Below are 18,128 nucleotides of genomic sequence, written 5' to 3'. Positions count from 1 at the left end.
GCTCGACGGGACCGCGCGGGTCAGCCGGACGCCGCTCGCCCGCGCTGCCGCGCTCAGCCGAAGGTGCGCCCCTCGCCCCGGTACGTCGGCACGGTGGCCTCGACGGCGGTGCCGCGCACGAGGTGCACGTCGGCGAACCGCTCCATGACCTCGCCCGCCTTGGCGTGCCGGAACCACACGCGGTCGCCGACGCGCAGGTCGGCGCTCGACGACAGCCGCAGCGGCGTCTGCACCTCGCCCGCACCCTCACGGCCGCTGAGCGCGAGACCGCCCGGCCACACAGGGCGGGGCAGGCGCGTCTTCACGGCCGGACCGGACGCGACGTACCCGCCGCCGAAGACGGTCGCCCAGCCCGGCGCGGGCACGCGGACGACGTCGAGGCCGAAGAACGCGGCGGGGCGCGGCTCGAACGCGCGGTAGCGGTCGAAGAGCGTCGGCACGAACAGCCCGGAGCCGGCGGTGACCTCGGTGACGGTGCCGTCGGAGACGCTCGTCTCGACCGACCCGGACCCGCCCGAGTTCACGAGGTCGAGCGGGTGCCCGACGGCGTCCTGCACGGCCTCGACGACGGCGGCGCGCCGGACCGCCAGGTCGGCGACGGACAGCCGCTTCACGGCCCGCACGGCGGGGCTGGTGTCGGGCAGACCGGCGACCTGCGCCTCGTAGAACATGACGCCACGCACCACGAGCGGCCCGCGGGCCTCGACGGCGGCGGCGAGCACGGCGGCGTCGGCGGCGGAGTGCACCGGGGAGCGGCGGACGCCGAGGTGCGCGCGCAGCGGGCCGAGCCGCACGCGCAGCGACGCGTCGACGTCGAGGCACACACGCAGGGTCGTCCCGTGCGCGGTGGCCGCGGCCGCGGCGAGGTCGGCCTGCGCGACGTCGTCGACCATGAGCGTGACGGCCGCCGCAGCCCGCGGGTCGGTGGCGAGGTCGTCGAGCGCGCCGGTGTCGACGCTCGGGTAGCCGAGCAGCACGTCGTCGACGCCCTCGCGCGCCAGCCAGACGGCCTCGCGCACCGAGTACGCCATGACGCCCGCGAACCCGGGCCGGGCGAGCACGTCGTGCAGGACGTGGCGCACCCGGACGGACTTCGACGCGACGCGGACCGGCGTCCCGCCGGCGCGGCGGACCAGGTCGGTGGCGTTGGCGTCGAGCGCGTCGAGGTCGACCACGGCGAGCGGGGCCGGCAGTCCGCGCGTCGCCTCGTCGAGCCGCGCGCCGAGCGTCTCCGTCGACCGTGCCACCGCGTCCCCCGGGCGGTCGGTCGTCCCGCCGGGCGGGACGGTCCCGCGCGTGGCGGCGGTCACCGCGTGGCTCCGTCCGTGGGGACGGCCCCGCCCGTGGCGGTCACCGGGCCGGCCGACGTGGCCGCGACAGCGGTCCCGTCGTCGCCGCCGTCGCCTGCGCTGCGCCGCCCGAACCGCGGCGCGACCACCGCGACGGCGACGACGAGCAGCACGGGGACGACGAACCCGGCGCGCAGCGTCGACCCGGAGCCGATCGCACCGACGAGCACGCCGCCGAGCACGGCACCGACGTAGTTGAAGATGTTGAGCCGCGCGACGACGGCGTCGGCGTGCCCGGGCGCGAGCGCGCCGGCGGCCGAGAAGCACAGCGGCGCGATCACGCCGAGGCCGGCGCCGGTGACCGCGAACCCGAGCAGCGCGACGGGGGTGCCGGGCGCGACGACGACGAGCACGAGCCCGATCGCACCGACGACGGCGGCGACGCGGACCACGGCGGCGCGCCCGTGCCGGCGGACCAGCGGGTCGCCCGCGACGCGCGAGACGAGCGTCGTCGCGAGGTAGGCGGCGTACCCGAGCGGGGCTATGCGCGCCGTCGCGTCGAGCACGTCGCCCAGGTAGATGGTCGACCAGGTCGAGACGGCGGTGTCGGCGACGTAGTACGCGACGACGCCGAGGCCGAGGAGGAGGACCGGACCCCAGGGGACGCGTCCGGCGACGTCGGCCGACGCGTCGACCGTGGCCGCACCGCCCGAGAGGTCGCGACGCCACCCGGCGGCGGCGACGAGGACGGCCGCGAGCGAGGCGACGAGGATGCCCGACCACAGCACGTACGCGACGGGCTCGACGGGCGTCCGCCCGGCGGTCACGGACACGAGCACGGCACCGGCGATCCCGCCGACCGACCACGCGGCGTAGAAGCCCGTGAGCAGCGACCGCCCGTAGACGCGCTGCACGGACACGGCCTGCATGTTGGTCCCGGCGTCGACGAGCCCGAGCCCGAGCCCGTAGACGGCGAACCCGAGCGCGAGCACCGCGAACGTCGGCGCGGCGGAGACGACGGCGACCGCGGCGACGAGCACGCACAGTCCGGCCGCGAGCGCCCCGCGGCTGCCTGCGCGACCGCGCGCGACGCGGTCCGCGACGAGGGTGCCCACGGCGGCGAGCGCGCAGACGCCGAGCACGACGAGCGTGATCTGCCCGTCGTCGACGCCGTACCGGTCCTTGAACTGCTCGAGGCTGGTGAGCAGGAGCGCGTAGACGAACCCCTGGGTGGCGAACCCGCCGGACGTCGCGACCCGGGCGCGCCGGGCCGCCGTCGTGACCGTGCTGCTGCTCCCCCTGGCCTCGGTGCTCACGCGGTGGTCTGCTGGTCCGCGCGCGCGGACGTGCCGGGCGGCAGGCCGTGGTCGAGCGCCTCGGGGGCGAGCTCGACGGGGACGGCCATGGTCGCGAGGTACTGGCCGAAGCCCTGGAGGCCGCGACGGGCGGCCTCGGAGTCCCCGTCGACGAGCCACGCGAGCGAGAACCCGTCGACGACGGCGACGACGGCCCGCGCGACGTGCGCGCGGGGCACGGTCCAGCCGACGTGCGCGGCCTTCTCGACGAGCTCGAGCACCTGCTCGGCGGCGGACCACTGGCCGCGGTACTGCTCGATCGCGACCTGGTTGAGCTCGGCGTGCCGCAGCGACGACGTCGTGAGCTCGTACGAGAGCAGCTGCGGGCCACGTGCGGACGCGATGGTGTCCCACAGCGCGTCGAGCACGGCGCTCACGATGACCGTGACGTCCGCGCCCTCGGGCAGGTCGTCGAGGCTGCGGGCGAGGTTCTGCGCGGTGATGGCGTGCGCCATGGACCGCAGCAGCTCGTCCTTGTCCTGGAAGCAGTAGTGCACGACGCCGAGCGAGACTCCTGCCTCGGCGGCGATGGCGCGCACGGTCGCGGCGTCGATGCCGTCGCGGCTGGCGACGGTCAGCGCAGCCTCGATCAGCTGCTCGCGCCTCTCGGCGACGGGCAAGCGGTTCATCCGGGTCCCCTCCCTCGATGCGACGTCCCTCACCGGCCCGACCGCCGGTTGCGTCGAGGGTGCCGTCGCGTCTCCCCACGCCATATCTCAATGTCAGTCGTGACGATAGTCAAGGTGTGCACGCACTTGACTTGGACAACCGACCAGGAGGAACGTTGTCCAGGATGGGGAAGACGTCGGCCGCCACGCCCTGGCAGAACTGGGCACGCACCGCGCACGCGACGCCGCGCAGCGTGGCGCACCCCCGTGACCTGGGCGAACTCGTCGCGACGGTCCGTGCCGCCACGCACGCGGGCCTGCGGGTGCGCGCGGTCGGCGGCGGCCACTCCTTCACCCCCGCCGCGGTCACGGACGGCGTGCAGGTTCACCTCGACGCGATCGACGCGCTCGAGCGTGTCGTCCCGCAGCCCGACGGCACGACGCACGTCACGGTCGGCGCCGGCATCCGGCTGCGCGCGCTCAACACCCTGCTCGCGCAGCACGGCCTCGCGATGCGCAACCTCGGCGACATCGACAAGCAGTCGATCGCCGGCGCCGTCTCGACCGGCACGCACGGCACCGGCTCGCGCCTCGGCGGCCTCGCGACGCAGGTGGTCGGCGCCCGCCTCGTCCTCGCCGACGGCGACGTCGTCGAGGTCTCCCCCACCCGGCACCCCGAGCTCTTCGAGCTCGCGCGCCTGGGCCTCGGCAGCGTCGGCGTGCTCGCCGCCCTGACGCTCGAGGTCGTGCCCGCGTTCCGGCTCGAGGCGCGCGAGGAGCCGTGGCCGCTCGACCGCGTGCTCGAGGAGCTCGAGGGTCCCCAGGGCCTCGTCGACGGCAACGACCACTTCGAGTTCTACTGGTTCCCCCACACGCGCCGTGCCCTCACCAAGCGCAACAACCGGGTGCCCGACGACGTCGTCCGGCCGCTGAGCCCCGTGCGCTCGTGGATCGACGACGAGCTGCTCTCCAACGCGATGTTCGCGCTGACCAACCGCATCGCGACGCTCGTGCCGCCCGCGACCGTCGGCATCAACCAGCTGAGCAGCCGCGCGCTGTCCGCCCGCCGCTACACCGCCCCGTCGGCCGAGGTGTTCGTCTCGCCGCGACGCGTGCGGTTCCGCGAGATGGAGTACGCCGTCCCGCGCGAGAGCGTCGCCGACGTGCTCGCCGAGGTCGACGCGTGGATCGAGGCGTCGGGCGAGCGCCTGCCGTTCCCGGTCGAGGTGCGGTTCGCCGCCGCCGACGACCTGTGGCTGTCCACGGCTCACGGCCGCCCGACGGCCTATGTCGCGGTGCACCAGAACGCCCACCTGCCCTACACGCGCTACTTCACCGCGGTCGAGCGGATCGCCGCGCAGGTGGGCGGTCGCCCGCACTGGGGCAAGCTGCACTGGCTCGACTCCGACGCGCTCGCACGCGTCTACCCGCGGCTCTGCGACGCGCAGCGGGTGCGCGCCCAGGCGGACCCCGGGGGCACGTTCAGCAACGCCTACCTCGACCAGGTGCTCGGTCCGGTGCCGCACGACGAGAAGGCCCCGCGCGCGGCCTGAGGGGCGGATCGCTGGACGTCCGACCAGGTCGGGACCGGTCGGGTCACCCGGGCGAGTGATCGCGTGCATGCGGACGCATCAACCCTGGCGGCGAACGGGTGTCCGGTGCAGGCTGTGCCGGGTGAGTGTCACGAGCAGGGCTGTCGTCGCGACCGCGTTCGGTGGGCCGGAGGTGCTCCGCACCGTCGAGACCGCGCCGACGGACCCCGGACCGGGCAACGTGCTCCTCGAGGTGAGAGCCGCCGCGGTCAACCCGATCGACTGGAAGATGTACGCCGCCGGGCCTGGGAACGACCCCGCACGGCTGCCGATCCGGCTCGGCCTCGAGGTCGCGGGCGTCGTGACCGCCGTCGGCCCGTCCGTGCGCTGGCTCGCCCCGGGGGACGAGGTGATCGCGTGGCGCGTCACCGGCGGGTACGCGTCGCACCTCGAGGTGTCCGAGCAGGTGACGTGCCGGCGGCCCCGGACGCTCGACTGGCCCGCCGCGTCCGGGCTGCTGCTCGCCGGGACGACCGCCGTGCACACCCTCTCCGCGACCGGCACGCACGACGGAGACGTGGTGCTCGTCCACGGCGGCTCGGGCGGCGTCGGCCGTATGGCGGTGCAGCTCGCGGGCCTGCGCGGCGCGCAGGTCGTCGCGACCGGGTCGCCCGCGACGCACGACGACCTGCGGGCGCTCGGCGCGATCCCCGTCGCGCACGGTCCCGGGCTGCTGGACCGCGTCCGCGAGGCCGAGCGGACGACGGGTCCCGTGACCGTCGCGATCGACACCGTCGGCTCCGACGAGGCGCTCGACGTGTCGGTCGCCGTCGTGGCCGACCGGCACCGCGTCGCGACCATCGCCGGCTTCGGCCGCGCGGCGGAGCTGGGCATCACCGCGCTCGGCGGCGGTCCGGGCGCCGACCCCGGCACGGCGGTCCGGGAGGCGGCGCGCGCGCAGCTCGCGGAGCTCGCCGCCGACGGGTCGCTCGACGTGCGGGTCGCGCGCACCTTCCCGCTCGACGACGCCGCCGAGGCGCACCGCGAGAGCCGTGACGGTCACGCCCGCGGGAAGCTGGTCCTCATCCCCTGACCGGGCGTGCACGGCGAGCCCGCGCCCGGGTGCCGCCTGAGGCGACGTCGGTCCCCGGGGGACGTCGGCGGTGCCGCTAGAACGTCACGGGCGGCGGGGCGTCCTGACCGAGCGTGCGACGGTGCTCGTCGTCCAGGCCAGCCAGGCCCTGCTCGGTCGCCTCGAGCACCTCGGCGGGCACGCGCACGCGCAGCCGGACGCGGTTGCCCGGTTGACGCAGCGGGAGGGACGACGACCCGGAGCGGGCAGCCGAGAGCGCTCCCACGCCTTCTGGCGCAGACCCCTGCTCCTCGGACCACTCCGTCACGAACCGGGACGCTATCCCACGACAGGGCGGCCACGCGAGCCCCCGTGCGTGTGGTTCGTGGCGCCGCCGCTCACGACGCGGTGGGGCCGCCGATGCGGTCCGCGAGCGCACGCAGCTCGTCCAGAACGCGCCGCACGACGACCCGCTCGGCGCGGTCCGCACGGAGCAGCGCGTCGATGCGCCGGCCCGCCCGGACGTCCGCGAGAGGCACCAGGCGCACGCGCGGGTCGTCGACGAAGGTGTACCGCGGCAGCAGCGCGACACCGTGACCTGCGGCGACGAACGACGCGGCCACGTGGAAGTCGTTGATGCGGTGGACGACGCGCGGCGCGTCACCGGAGCGCCGGGCGACGGCCGCGAGCACCGTCGCGACCGGAAAGCCCTCCCGGACGGCGACCCAGTCGACACCCGCGAGCTCCCCGGGCGGCACGGACCGTCGCCGCGCGAACGGGTGGTCGGGCGGGACCGCGACGTCGAGCGGCTCGCGCAGCAGCGGGACGACCTCGACGCCGGGTGCGGACCACGAGCGGCCGTCGTCGGGGCGGTGCGCGACCACGACGTCGACCTGGTCGGTGAGCGCGACGAAGTCGTCCTGCGCCACGTCCTCGTCCGAGCACTCGACGACGACGCCCTCGAGGTCCGCGACCCGGCTCAGCAGGGCCGGCAGGAGCAGCTGCGCGCCGCTCTGGAACGCGCTCACGCGCACGACGCCCGCCGGACGCGCGAGGTAGGCGTCGACGGCGCCACGGGCGCGTTCGAGGGCCACGGCGACGTCCACGGCCGCGTCGGCGAGCGCGACACCGGCAGCCGTGAGGCGCAGTCCCCGGCCGACGCGCTCGGTCAGCGGGACGCCGACCTCGCGCTGCAGGCCGGCCACGTGCTGGGAGACCGCCGACGGCGTCAGGTGCAGCGTCGCGGCGGCCGCGGTCACGCCGCCCTGGACGTGCACGGCGCGGAGGATCTCGAGCGAGCGGGCGTCCACGCCGCCGACCTTACGCCCAACCGTTCAGTCCGGCTGCATCATCGCGTCGCGACAACTCGATGGTGCTGAAGGGTCAGCCCGGGTCATGCTGCGTGGCATGCCCGCCCGCGACCGCGCCCTCGCCGTCCTCGTCGCCGTGCTGTGGGGCCTGAACTTCACGGCCATCCACCTCCAGCTCGAGCAGTTCCCGCCGTTCCTGCTCGTCGCGCTCCGGTTCGCGCTCATCGCGGTCCCGACCGTCCTGCTCGTCCGCCGCCCGGCCGCCCCCTGGCGCTGGGTGCTGCTGTACGGCCTCGGGTTCGGGGTGCTGCAGTTCCTGTTCCTCTACCTCGCGATGGACTCGGGCATGCCGACGGGTCTCGCGTCGCTCGTGCTCCAGTCGTCGGCGCCGTTCACCGTCGTGCTCGCGGCCGCGCTGCTGCGCGAGCGGATCAGCGCCCGCCAGGGCCTCGGCGTCGCGGTCGCGGTCGTCGGCCTCGGCGGGATCGCGCTGCACCGCGCCGGGCTCGACGGCGGTGCGACCCTCCTGCCCGTCGTGCTCACGCTGTGCGGCGGGCTCGGCTGGGCCGTCGGCAACCTCGGCAACCGGCTCGCGATGCGTGCCGCTCCCGGCGAGCCGCTGCGGCTGCTGCTCTGGATGTCCGTCGTCCCGCCGCTGCCGATGCTCGCCGCGTCGCTCGTCGTCGAGGGCCCGGAGCGGATCGCCGCGTCGTTCGAGGGCCTGGCCACGACGCAAGGGCTGCTCGCCATCGGCGGCCTGCTCTACACCGTGCTGATCGGCACGCTGCTCGGGTCGGGCCTGTGGACCGCGCTCATGGGGCGGCACCCGTCGAGCACCGTCGCACCGTTCTCGATGCTCGTGCCGGTCGTCGGCATCGCGGCGTCCTGGCTGCTGCTGCGCGAGCCGACGCCGCTCGTCGAGATCGCGTGGGGTGCCGTCGTGGTCGGCGGCGTGCTGCTCGGCAGCACCCGCGCCGTCCCGTCGTGGTGGCCCGGCGTGTCCCGTCAGCCGCGGGCGGGTCAGCCGGCGACGGACGAGCCCGTCGCGGGGCAGCCGGCGACCGGTGCGCTGGTGGCACGTCAGCCGGAGACGGGTGCGCGCGTGCCGGGTCAGCCCGCGACGGGGACGACGAGCGCGGTCGCGACCGCCGCGACGCCCTCGCCGCGACCCGTGAGCCCCAGCCCGTCGGTCGTCGTGGCCGAGACGGTCACGGGCGCTCCCGCGGCCGACGACAGCGCCGCCTCCGCCTCCGCGCGCCGCTGACCGAGCCGCGGGCGGTTGCCGATCACCTGCACGGCGACGTTGCCGACCTCGAAGCCGGCGGCCCGCACGCGGCGGGCGGCCTCCGCGAGGAGCGTCGTGCCCGCGGCACCCTTCCACTGCGGCTCCGACGTGCCGAAGTTCGACCCCAGGTCGCCCAGGCCCGAGGCCGAGAGCAGCGCGTCCGCGGCGGCGTGCGCGGCGACGTCGGCGTCGGAGTGGCCCGCGAGCGGCCGCTCCCCCGGCCACGCGAGCCCTGCGAGGTGCAGGACCGCGTCGGGTGCGGGGTCGAGGTCGTAGGCGTGCACGTCGACGCCGATCCCGGTCCGGGGCAGCGGCAGGGTCACGGGGCCTCCTCGGCGGCGGACGTGGCGGAGATCGTGACCACGGCGGCGTCCACGCGCGGCCGCGCGTCGCCCGGCGAGCCGGTCGTGCCGGTCGAGGCGGTCGCGTCAGGCGCCGCAGCGGCCAGCACCAGCTCGGCGACCGCGAGGTCGCGCGCGGTGGTCACCTTGGCGGCGTCCTCGTGGCCCTCGACGACCCAGACGGGCCCGCCTGCGAGCTCGACGAGGCCCGCGTCGTCGGACGCGGCGAGCGCCTCGTCGTGCGCGACGTGCGACCCGTGCGCGTGCGCGGCGACGAGCACGTCGAACCGGAACCCCTGCGGCGTCTGGACGGCGCGCAGGTCACCTCGGGGGACGGTCCGCACGACGGGCAGGGCCACGGGCACGGCGCCTGGCGCCGCCGGCGACCCGTCCGCGACCGGGGCACCGGGGGCACCGCGACCGGGCGCGGCCTGCCCCACCTGCTTGACGGTGTCGGTCACGGGCACGCCGGGGACCACCGCGTCGTGCCCGGCGCGCACGGCCTCGACGACGCGCGCGACGAGGGCGGGCGGCACGAGCGGGCGGGCGGCGTCGTGGACGAGCACGACGTCGACGCCGTCACGGGACGCGAGGACGTCGAGCGCGGCGGCGACCGACGACTGCCGCGTCGGCCCCCCACGCACGACGACCACGTCGCCACCGAGTCCCTCGAGGAGGGAGCGGACGGTGTCGACGTGGTCGGCGGGTGCGGTGACCACGAGGGTCACGACGTGCTCACCGGCGGCCGTGCGGGCCGCCAGCAGCCGTCGTGCGGCGTGCACGACGAGCGGTTCACCACCGAGCGGCACGAGAGCCTTCGGCAGCGCGTGGCCGAGGCGCGAACCGCTGCCGGCGGCCGTGAGGACGGCGGCGACGCTCACCGGGACGCGGGGGCGGGGTGAGCGAGGCCGACGTGCTGGACGGGGGTCAGGACGCGAGGACCTCGTCGAGGATGGCCTCGGCCTTCTCCTCCTCGGTGTGCTCGGCGAGCGCGAGCTCCGAGACGAGGATCTGACGGGCCTTGGCGAGCATGCGCTTCTCGCCCGCGGACAGGCCGCGGTCGGCGTCACGACGCGACAGGTCACGGACGACCTCGGCCACCTTGATGACGTCGCCCGAGGCGAGCTTCTCGAGGTTGGCCTTGTAGCGGCGCGACCAGTTGGTCGGCTCCTCCGTGTACGGGGCACGGAGCACCTCGAACACGCGGTCGAGGCCCTCCTGGCCCACGACGTCACGTACACCCACGAGGTCGACGTTCTCCGCCGGCACCTCGATGGTCAGGTCCCCCTGGGCGACCTTGAGCTTGAGGTAGATCTTGTCCTCTCCGCGGATGGTCCTGGTCTTGATCTCTTCGATCAACGCTGCACCGTGGTGCGGGTAGACAACGGTCTCCCCAACAGTGAAAGTCATCTGCAGGCGTCCCCTTTCGCAGACGTGTATCTTATCACGCCCGATTTGACTCCCCGACGGCGTGAGACCTGCATCACTGCAGGTCAGCGCGGTGCTCGTCGGCAGCACCGCACACCGGCACCCTCGACGCGCGGGACGTCGGACCCACGACCTGGGCGAACGCCCGGGTAGGTTCCTCCCGGGCAGGTCGCGCGCGTGCGCCGCGCCCGGTCGCGGCCCGCGGGCGGCTAGGCTGACCGTGCGGTCGTCCTCGACGCTCGCCGGCAGCCCGCCGGCGCAGCCGTGCGACGGCCGTCGACCTGACCGGATCCCCGCACTGGGGCACCCGACGCCCCGAGGAGTCATCGTGACCTCGCCCCGCCTCCGCACCCCCCGGCTCCTCGCGATCGCCGGCGCCACCGCCGCCGCGCTCGCGCTCGCGGGCTGCTCGGCCACCAACCCGATCACGACGCAGGACGAGTACGCCGCGTCCGACGGCGTCCGCGTGACCGTCGGCGAGATCCGTGGCGACAACCTCATGGTGCTCTCGGACGGCGACGGCGCCCCGGGCGTCCTGCACGGCGGGCTCGTCAACGACGGGTCCGAGGACGAGCGCGTGACGTTCACGTTCGAGGGCTCCGAGCCCACGACGGTCGACGTGCCCGCAGGCGCCACGGTGCTGCTCGACGGCACGGACGGGGACGACCGCGCCGACGTGCGCCTCGCCGCGGTCGAGACGATCCCGGGCGGGCTCGTCTCGCTGACGCTGGGCACGGACACGTGGGGCGCGTCGACGTTCGACGTCCCGGTCCTCGACGGCACGCTGCCGGAGTACGCGGGTCTCGTCCCGACGCCGACCCCCACGGCCACCCCGACGCCCACGCCGACGGCCACCGAGACCGCGTCCGCGGAGCCGACGCCGTCCCCGACGGCGACCGCCGAGGGCTGACGCAGCGGCCGGACCCGCCCGCCCGCGGGCGGCGCGCTCGGCACCCGCACCACGCACCGCCCGTGCACCACGCACCGCCTGTGCACCACGCACCGCCTGTGCACCACGCACCGCCTGTGCACCACGCACGACGAAGGCCCGACCGGATCACCCGGTCGGGCCTTCGCGCGTCCCGGGTCGTGCCCGGCCGGGACGGGTCAGCCGAAGCGGCCCGAGATGTAGTCCTCGGTCGACTGCTCGCGCGGCGAGGAGAAGATCGTCGAGGTCTCGTCGATCTCGACCAGGCGGCCGGGCTGGCCGGTGCCGGCGAGGTTGAAGAACGCGGTGCGGTCGGACACGCGCGCGGCCTGCTGCATGTTGTGCGTGACGATGACGATCGTGTAGCTCGCCTTGAGCTCGGCGATGAGGTCCTCGATCGCGAGCGTCGAGATCGGGTCGAGCGCGGAGCACGGCTCGTCCATGAGCAGCACCTGCGGCTTCACGGCGATCGCGCGCGCGATGCACAGGCGCTGCTGCTGGCCGCCGGACAGGCCCGAGCCTGGGCGGTCGAGGCGGTCCTTGACCTCGTTCCAGAGGTTCGCGCCGCGCAGGGACGCCTCGACGAGGTCCTGCGCGTCGCCCTTCGAGATGCGGCGGTTGTTGAGCCGCACGCCCGCGAGCACGTTCTCGGCGATGGACATCGTCGGGAACGGGTTGGGGCGCTGGAACACCATGCCGACCTGGCGGCGGACCGCGACGGGGTCGATGTCGCTGCCGTAGAGGTCGACGCCGTCCATCGCGACCGTGCCCTCGACGCGTGCGCCCGGGATGACCTCGTGCATGCGGTTGAGCGTCCGCAGGAACGTCGACTTGCCGCAGCCCGACGGGCCGATGAAGGCCGTCACCGAGCGGGGCTCGACGGCCATCTCGATGTCGGCGACGGCGCGGAAGTCGCCGTAGAAGATGTTGAGGTCCTTGACGTCGATGCGCTGAGACATGCGGGGTCCTTAGCCGAGGTTCTTGGGAGCGAAGAAACGGGTGATGAGGCGCGCGAGCAGGTTGAGCAGCATGACGATGAGGATCAGCGTCAGCGCGGCGGCCCAGGCCCGGTCGTAGTTGATGGTCGCGACGCAGTCGACGGCGTCCGGCGCGCACGGCACGAGGCCCTGCTGGTACTGCCGGTACACGTAGACGGGCAGCGTCATCATGCGGCCCTCGAACAGGTTGAAGTTGATCGAGTCGATGACGCCGACCGTGACGAGCAGCGGGGCGGTCTCGCCGATGACGCGCGCGATCGCGATCATCACGCCCGTGCCGATGCCCGCGACGGCGGTGCGCAGCACGACCTTCACGATGGTGAGCCAGCGCGGCACGCCGAGCGCGAGCGCGGCCTCGCGCAGCTCGTTCGGGACGAGCCGCAGCATCTCCTCGCACGACCGCACGACGACCGGGATCATCAGCACGGACAGCGCGACGGAGCCGACGATGCCCATCCGGATGCCGGGCCCGAGGATCACCGCGAACAGCGCGTACGCGAAGAGGCCCGCGACGATCGACGGGATGCCCGTCATGACGTCGACGAAGAACGTCACCGAGCGCGCGAGCGTGCCGCGGCCGTACTCGACGAGGTAGATCGCGGTGAGCAGGCCGATCGGCACCGAGATGAGCGTCGCGAACAGCGTGATCTCGACCGTGCCGACGATCGCGTGGTAGATGCCGCCGGCGTCCATGCCGCCGAAGACGCCGCGCATCGAGTGCGTGAGGAAGTACGCGTCGAACCGCTCGATGCCGTGCGCGATCACGGTCCACGTGACCGAGACCAGCGGCAGCATCGCGATCGCGAACGCGCCGACGACGAGGCCCGTCATCATCCGGTCGCGGCGGCGGCGGCCCTTGTCGACGGCGGACAGCACCCGACGCAGGTCGGCGTTGCCCGCAGGGGCGACGGGAGCGGTGGCGGCGGTCATCAGTTGGCTCCCGAGAAGTCCTTGCGGCGCGCGACGATCGCGCGGGCGGCCATGTTGACGAGCAGCGTGATGACGAACAGCGCGAGACCCGTCGCGATGAGGGCGGAGACCCCCAGCGGGTTGGCCTCGGGGAACTGCGCCGCGATGTTCGCGGCGATCGTCTGCTGCTGGCCGGCGACGAGCAGCTTGAACGAGTACAGGAACCCGGGCGACAGGATCATCAGCACGGCCATCGTCTCGCCCAGCGCGCGGCCGAGGCCGAGCATCGCGGCGGAGATGATGCCGGACCGCGCGAACGGCAGCACCGCGGTGCGGATCATCTCCCAGCGGGTCGCGCCGAGCGCGAGCGCGGCCTCCTCGTGCAGGCGCGGCGTCTGCAGGAACACCTCGCGGCTCACGGCGGTGATGATCGGCAGCAGCATGACGGCCAGCACCAGGCCGACCGTGAGGATGACGCGCGCGGTGGGCGACACGTCGCCGCCGAACAGCGGGATCCAGCCGAGGTACCGGTTGAGCCACGCCCAGACCGGCTGGACCAGCGGCGCGAGCACCAGCGCGCCCCACAGGCCGTAGACGACCGACGGGATCGCGGCCAGCAGGTCGACCAGGTAGCCGAGGCCCGACGCGAGCCGGCGCGGCGCGTAGTGCGAGATGAACAGCGCGATCCCGAGCGCGACCGGCGTCGCGACGAGCAGCGCGAGCGCCGCGGCCAGGACCGTGCCGAACACCAGCGGGCCGACGAACGCGGCCAGCGAGTCGGCGCCGCGCAGCCACGTGATCTTCTCGGTCAGCTCGGCGGCGGGCGTCGTGAGCGCGGGCCACGCGCGGAGCACGAGGAAGACCGCGACCGCGGCGAGGACGACCAGGATCAGGGCGCCCGCACCGGTCGCGGCCCAGCGGAACACACGGCTCGCGCCCCGGTCCCGCACGCGGCCGGAGCGGCGCAGGGCCGGGGCGGTGCGCGACGGCGGCCCGTCGCTGCGTCGGCCCGCCGTCGGAGGGCTCGTCGTACTGGTCACGGTTCTCCTGATCTGAGGGAGGGGGCGCAGGCGCCCCACGTGCGAGGAGCCGGTGACCGACCCGCATCCCCCCGGTGCGGGCCGGTCACCGGCGTGCCGTCACGCGGCGGCGATCGCCTCGACGGCAGCCTGCGCGTCGGACGCGAGCGCGTCCGACAGGGGCGCGGAGCCCGCGGCCTGGGCGGCCGCCTCCTGGCCCTCGGTGCTCACGACGTAGTCGAGGAAGCCCTTGACCAGGTCGGCCGTCTCGGCGTCCTCGTACTGGAGGCACGCGACCGCGTACGAGACGAGGAACAGCGGGTAGGCACCCGACTCCGTGGTCTCACGGTCGATGTCGATGACGATGTCGTGCTCCGTGCGACCCTCGGCCCGCGGCGACGCGTCGAGCGCGACCGCGACGGCGTCCGCCGACGGGGCCACCCACTCCTCGCCGACCTTGATCGACGCCTTGCCGAGCGAGCCGGCAGCGGACTCGTCCGCGTAGGTGATCGTGCCGTTGCCGCCCTGGACCGTCTGGATCACGCCGGACGTGCCCTGCGCGGACTCGCCGCCCTCGATCGGCCAGTTGCCGTCGGCCTCGTGCGCCCACGCGCCGCCCGACGCCTTGCCGAGCCAGTCGGTGAAGTTCTTCGTCGTGCCCGACTCGTCGAGGCGGTGCACGGGCGTGATCGCGACCGCGGGGAGCGTCGCGTCCGGGTTCTCGGCCTTGATCTCGGCCGCGTCCCAGCTCGTGATCGTGCCCTCGAAGATGCCCGCGATGGTCGTCGCCGAGAGGTTGAGCTCGGTGATGCCCTCGAGGTTGAAGACGACGGCGATGGGGCTCACGTACACGGGGATGTCGATCGCGTCGGCCGAGCAGGTCTCCTGCGCGGTCGCGAGCTCCTCCTCGTCCAGGGCCGAGTCCGTGCCGGCGAACTGGACGGCGCCCTCGAGGAACTGGGTACGACCGCCGCCGGAACCGACCGGGTCGTAGTTGACGGTCACGTCGGGGTTGCCGCTCTGGAAGCCGGCGCGCCACGCGTCCATGGCCTTCTCCTGCGACGAGGCGCCTGCACCGTTGAGCTCACCGCTGAGGGTGCTGACGCTCTCGTCGGACCCGGAGGTCGGGTCACCGGAGCCGGTCGGGTCGTCCGATCCGCACGCCGCGAGCGCGAGGGCGAGAGCGCCGGTGAGGGCGACCGCCCCGGCGCGGCGGTGGAGGGAGAGCTTCACTGTGGTCCGTCCTTTCGTGCGCGCACCGGGGTGTGCGCGGCGTGGCCGACGGTAGGAAGCCCACGTGACGCGCCGGACGGCGGTGGGTGAACCCGGGGTGAACGGTGGCCGACGAAGTGCGCGGCGACCTTGCTCGTCAGGCGTCCCGGACGTATCGGACGCCCGGGCTGCTGCACCCGGGGCGAGAGAAACGCCCGAGACCGCGACACCGATGTCGCGGTCTCGGGCGGATGTCGCGTCCTCGCGACGGTCGCTGTCGGATCAGGCCTCTTCGAGCTTGTACCCGAGGCCGCGGACGGTGAGCAGGAGGGTCGGGTTGGCCGGGTCCTCCTCGATCTTGGCGCGCACGCGCTTGACGTGGACGTCGAGCGTCTTGGTGTCGCCGACGTAGTCCGAGCCCCAGATGCGGTCGATGAGCTGCCCGCGCGTCAGGACGCGGCCGGCGTTGCGCAGCAGCATCTCGAGCAGCTCGAACTCCTTGAGCGGGAACGGCACGACCTCACCGCGCACTTTCACGGTGTGCCGGTCGACGTCGAGCTCGACGGGGCCGCTCACGAGCAGCTCCTCCTCGACGACCGGACCCGCGGGTGCCGCGGTCGCGCCCGCGGTGACGGCCGCCTCGCGGCGGCGCAGCACGGCGCGCATGCGGGCGAGCAGCTCCCGCGACGAGTACGGCTTGGTGACGTAGTCGTCGGCGCCGAGCTCCAGGCCGACGACCTTGTCGATCTCGTCGTCCTTCGCGGTGAGCATGATGACGGGCACGTCGCTCGTGAGCCGCAGACGGCGGCACACCTCGGTGCCGGGCAGCCCGGGCAGCATGAGGTCGAGCAGCACGAGGTCGGCGCCGTGCTCCTCGAACCGCTCGAGCGCCTCGGGGCCGGTCGCGGCGGTGACCACGTCGTAGCCCTCGCGCTCGAGCTGGTACGTCAACGGCTCGCGGTACGACTCCTCGTCCTCGACGAGCAGGATGCGGGTCATGAGGCGGTCCGCCGCACGGTGTCTCCCTGGGGGATGGTCGTGGACGTCAGGTCGACGACGTCCGAGCTGGCGAGGTCGGCGCGCGGCAGGCGGATCGTGAACGTCGACCCCCGCCCCGGCTGCGACCAGACGGCCACGTCACCGCCGTGGTCCGCGGCGACGTGCTTGACGATCGAGAGGCCGAGGCCCGTGCCGCCGGTGTCGCGCGAGCGCGCGGGGTCGACGCGGTAGAACCGCTCGAAGACCCGCTCCTGCTCGGCCGCCGGGATGCCGATGCCCTCGTCGACGACGGCGATCTCGACCAGGCCGTCGACCTCGCGCACGCCGACGCCGACGTGCGCGGCCTCGCCCGAGTACGCGACCGCGTTGTCCACGAGGTTGCGGACCGCGGTGACGAGCAGGTCGTGCTGGCCGAGCACGCGCGTGCCGTGCACGCCGCCGATGTCGAGCCGCACCTTCTTCGCGTCGGCGCGCGTGCGGGCACGGTCGACGGCCTCGGTGAGGACCGCGTCGACGTCGACGACCGCGACATGGCCGACGGCGCCGGCGACCTGCAGGCGGGAGAGCTCGATGATCTCGTGCACGAGCGCGGACAGCCGCGCCGCCTCCGCCTGCATGCGGTCGGTGAAGCGGCGCACCGCGTCCGGGTCGTCGGCCGCGTCGTGCACGGTCTCCGCGAGGAGCTGCAGCGCACCGACCGGCGTCTTGAGCTCGTGCGAGACGTTGACGACGAAGTCGCGGCGCATCGCCTCGATCCGGCGGGCCTGCGTGAGGTCCTCCGCGAGGACGAGCACGTGGCGGGGCGTCACCTGCGCGACGCGCACCTGGACCATGAGGATGCCGGAGCCGACCGGGCCGCGCGGGACCTCGAGCTCCTCGTCGAGGATGACACCGTCCCGCCGCACCGCGGCGATCATCTCCCGGATGGACACGGGCACGATCCGGCCGTCGCGGACCAGCCCGAGCGCGTGCGCGGGCGCGCTGGCCCGCACGACCGTGTCCTCCTCGTCGAGCACGATCGCCGCCGAGCGCAGCACCGCCAGCGCTCGGACCAGCCCGTCGTCGAGCTCGGGCTCCGGCAGCGCCACCGGGACCTTCTGGGCGCGCTCGCTCACGCGGAACGCCAGGGTCGCCCCGATGCCGGTCAGCAGTCCGAGGCCGCCGGCGAGGAGCAGCGCAAGGCCGTCGAACCCGTCCACGCCTCCAGCGTAGGCCGCGGACGGGAGCGCACCGACGACGCCGCACGTCTGCGCAGGGACCGTCGCCCAGCGTTCACCGAGCCGTCCGCGACCGTTCACCACGCCGCGGACGGCGTGCGCCCCGTGTCGCCCCAGCCCGTCAGCCGAACGTCTCGAGCAGCGTCGAGCGCTCGCCCTCGGTGAGGTTCGTCGCGACGAGCGTCGAGTGCAGCCCGTGGAACCGCTCGCCGAGCCGGTCGAGGTCGCCGTCGGTCGTCACCGCGCACAGCAGCGACGTGCCGGGCGTGACCTGCTCGCGGATGGTCTGGAGCTGCGCCTCGTCGATCCCGACCGCGGCGACCGCCTTGGAGATCGAGCCGATCGCGGCGCCCGCGGCCGCACCGAGGAGCGGGACGAAGAAGATGCCGCCGAACAGCAGCCCCCAGAACGCACCCCAGCCGGCGCCGCGCTTCTTGTCGTCGTTGCTGTGGTGCACGTCCGGGCGGGCCGCGTCGGCGGGCCACTCCACGAGCGCGTGGTCGACGATCGTGACCAGGCCGTCCTTCGCGGCTCCCTTGAGCGCCTCCTGCGCCTTCCGGGCGCCGTCGGGGCTGTCGAACTTCCACGCGGTGAACGTCGTCATCGTGCGCCTTCCCTTCGTCCGT

The 18,128-nt window shown here is 74.4% G+C and carries 18 protein-coding genes and 1 pseudogene; 4 read left to right on the top strand and 15 right to left on the bottom strand.

Annotated features, from left to right (window positions below; translation table 11 throughout):
• Positions 1–53: 53 nt before the first annotated feature.
• From GXP71_RS19480 to GXP71_RS19470, 3 genes are read right to left on the bottom strand one after another with little or no spacing between them, the layout of a single operon-like run.
• On the bottom strand, positions 54–1,247 hold the full coding sequence (locus GXP71_RS19480; protein ID WP_162354451.1) for an alanine racemase: 1,194 nt from the start codon (positions 1,245–1,247) through the stop codon (positions 54–56).
• Positions 1,248–1,306: 59 nt separating this feature from the next.
• Entirely contained in the window at positions 1,307–2,605 is a 1,299-nt protein-coding gene (locus tag GXP71_RS19475) for an MFS transporter (RefSeq protein ID WP_162354032.1), read from the bottom strand.
• Complete coding sequence (locus tag GXP71_RS19470; RefSeq protein WP_162354031.1) at positions 2,602–3,273, bottom strand: TetR/AcrR family transcriptional regulator; 672 nt, start codon at positions 3,271–3,273, stop codon at positions 2,602–2,604. The genes GXP71_RS19475 and GXP71_RS19470 overlap by 4 nt, the downstream gene beginning before the upstream one ends.
• 164 nt (positions 3,274–3,437) lie before the next feature.
• On the opposite strand from GXP71_RS19470, the gene GXP71_RS19465 reads away from it, so the two are divergent.
• Positions 3,438–4,805 (top strand): D-arabinono-1,4-lactone oxidase, encoded by a 1,368-nt coding sequence (locus GXP71_RS19465; RefSeq protein WP_162354030.1) that lies wholly within the window; start codon positions 3,438–3,440, stop codon positions 4,803–4,805.
• A gap of 121 nt (positions 4,806–4,926) precedes the next feature.
• Positions 4,927–5,877 (top strand): NADP-dependent oxidoreductase, encoded by a 951-nt coding sequence (locus tag GXP71_RS19460; protein ID WP_162354029.1) that lies wholly within the window; start codon positions 4,927–4,929, stop codon positions 5,875–5,877.
• 76 nt (positions 5,878–5,953) lie between these two features.
• On the opposite strand, the gene GXP71_RS19455 is transcribed toward GXP71_RS19460, so the two are convergent.
• Positions 5,954–6,142, bottom strand: a complete 189-nt coding sequence (locus GXP71_RS19455) for a hypothetical protein (RefSeq protein WP_162354028.1) — start codon at positions 6,140–6,142, stop codon at positions 5,954–5,956.
• A gap of 112 nt (positions 6,143–6,254) precedes the next feature.
• The gene (locus GXP71_RS19450) at positions 6,255–7,166 is read right to left on the bottom strand and encodes a LysR family transcriptional regulator (protein ID WP_162354027.1); all 912 of its coding nucleotides are present in this window, start codon (positions 7,164–7,166) and stop codon (positions 6,255–6,257) included.
• A gap of 85 nt (positions 7,167–7,251) precedes the next feature.
• Here GXP71_RS19450 and GXP71_RS19445 point away from each other — a divergent pair.
• Positions 7,252–8,067: pseudogene (locus tag GXP71_RS19445) on the top strand (EamA family transporter); the annotation flags it as partial.
• Positions 8,068–8,276: 209 nt separating this feature from the next.
• Here the strand turns inward: GXP71_RS19445 and ispF are convergent.
• Genes ispF through GXP71_RS19430 form a run of 3 tightly spaced genes read right to left on the bottom strand, consistent with a single transcriptional unit; the run spans position 8,277 to position 10,202 of the window.
• On the bottom strand, positions 8,277–8,774 hold the full coding sequence (gene ispF / locus GXP71_RS19440; protein ID WP_162354026.1) for a 2-C-methyl-D-erythritol 2,4-cyclodiphosphate synthase: 498 nt from the start codon (positions 8,772–8,774) through the stop codon (positions 8,277–8,279).
• Positions 8,771–9,673: a 2-C-methyl-D-erythritol 4-phosphate cytidylyltransferase gene (locus GXP71_RS19435; protein ID WP_162354025.1), complete on the bottom strand. Its 903-nt coding sequence runs from the start codon at positions 9,671–9,673 to the stop codon at positions 8,771–8,773. The genes ispF and GXP71_RS19435 overlap by 4 nt, the downstream gene beginning before the upstream one ends.
• A gap of 46 nt (positions 9,674–9,719) precedes the next feature.
• Positions 9,720–10,202: a CarD family transcriptional regulator gene (locus GXP71_RS19430; RefSeq protein ID WP_013769765.1), complete on the bottom strand. Its 483-nt coding sequence runs from the start codon at positions 10,200–10,202 to the stop codon at positions 9,720–9,722.
• A gap of 346 nt (positions 10,203–10,548) precedes the next feature.
• On the opposite strand from GXP71_RS19430, the gene GXP71_RS19425 reads away from it, so the two are divergent.
• Positions 10,549–11,130 carry a hypothetical protein gene (locus GXP71_RS19425; RefSeq protein ID WP_162354024.1) on the top strand — a complete coding sequence of 194 codons (582 nt, stop codon included), beginning with the start codon at positions 10,549–10,551 and terminating at the stop codon, positions 11,128–11,130.
• 197 nt (positions 11,131–11,327) lie between these two features.
• Here GXP71_RS19425 and pstB read toward each other — a convergent pair whose 3' ends face one another.
• The 7 genes from pstB to GXP71_RS19390 form a co-directional block, all read right to left on the bottom strand.
• Positions 11,328–12,107 (bottom strand): phosphate ABC transporter ATP-binding protein PstB, encoded by a 780-nt coding sequence (pstB, locus tag GXP71_RS19420; RefSeq protein ID WP_162354023.1) that lies wholly within the window; start codon positions 12,105–12,107, stop codon positions 11,328–11,330.
• Positions 12,108–12,116: 9 nt separating this feature from the next.
• Complete coding sequence (gene pstA, locus GXP71_RS19415; RefSeq protein ID WP_162354022.1) at positions 12,117–13,076, bottom strand: phosphate ABC transporter permease PstA; 960 nt, start codon at positions 13,074–13,076, stop codon at positions 12,117–12,119.
• Positions 13,076–14,095, bottom strand: a complete 1,020-nt coding sequence (pstC, locus tag GXP71_RS19410) for a phosphate ABC transporter permease subunit PstC (RefSeq protein WP_162354021.1) — start codon at positions 14,093–14,095, stop codon at positions 13,076–13,078. Before pstC ends, pstA begins: the two co-directional genes overlap by 1 nt.
• Positions 14,096–14,194: 99 nt before the next feature.
• Positions 14,195–15,307 carry a phosphate ABC transporter substrate-binding protein PstS gene (locus tag GXP71_RS19405; RefSeq protein ID WP_162354020.1) on the bottom strand — a complete coding sequence of 371 codons (1,113 nt, stop codon included), beginning with the start codon at positions 15,305–15,307 and terminating at the stop codon, positions 14,195–14,197.
• Positions 15,308–15,568: 261 nt separating this feature from the next.
• Entirely contained in the window at positions 15,569–16,285 is a 717-nt protein-coding gene (locus GXP71_RS19400) for a response regulator transcription factor (protein WP_124341662.1), read from the bottom strand.
• Positions 16,282–17,484 (bottom strand): cell wall metabolism sensor histidine kinase WalK, encoded by a 1,203-nt coding sequence (locus GXP71_RS19395; protein ID WP_162354019.1) that lies wholly within the window; start codon positions 17,482–17,484, stop codon positions 16,282–16,284. Before GXP71_RS19395 ends, GXP71_RS19400 begins: the two co-directional genes overlap by 4 nt.
• Positions 17,485–17,623: 139 nt before the next feature.
• A complete protein-coding gene (locus tag GXP71_RS19390) occupies positions 17,624–18,106 on the bottom strand; it encodes a DUF1269 domain-containing protein (protein ID WP_162354018.1) in 483 nt (160 codons plus the stop codon).
• Positions 18,107–18,128: the final 22 nt, after the last annotated feature.

This window comes from Cellulomonas sp. H30R-01 (genome assembly GCF_010119915.1).
Classification (GTDB): Bacteria; Actinomycetota; Actinomycetes; order Actinomycetales; family Cellulomonadaceae; genus Cellulomonas; species Cellulomonas algicola.
This window is presented reverse-complemented; position numbering and strand designations above follow the sequence as displayed.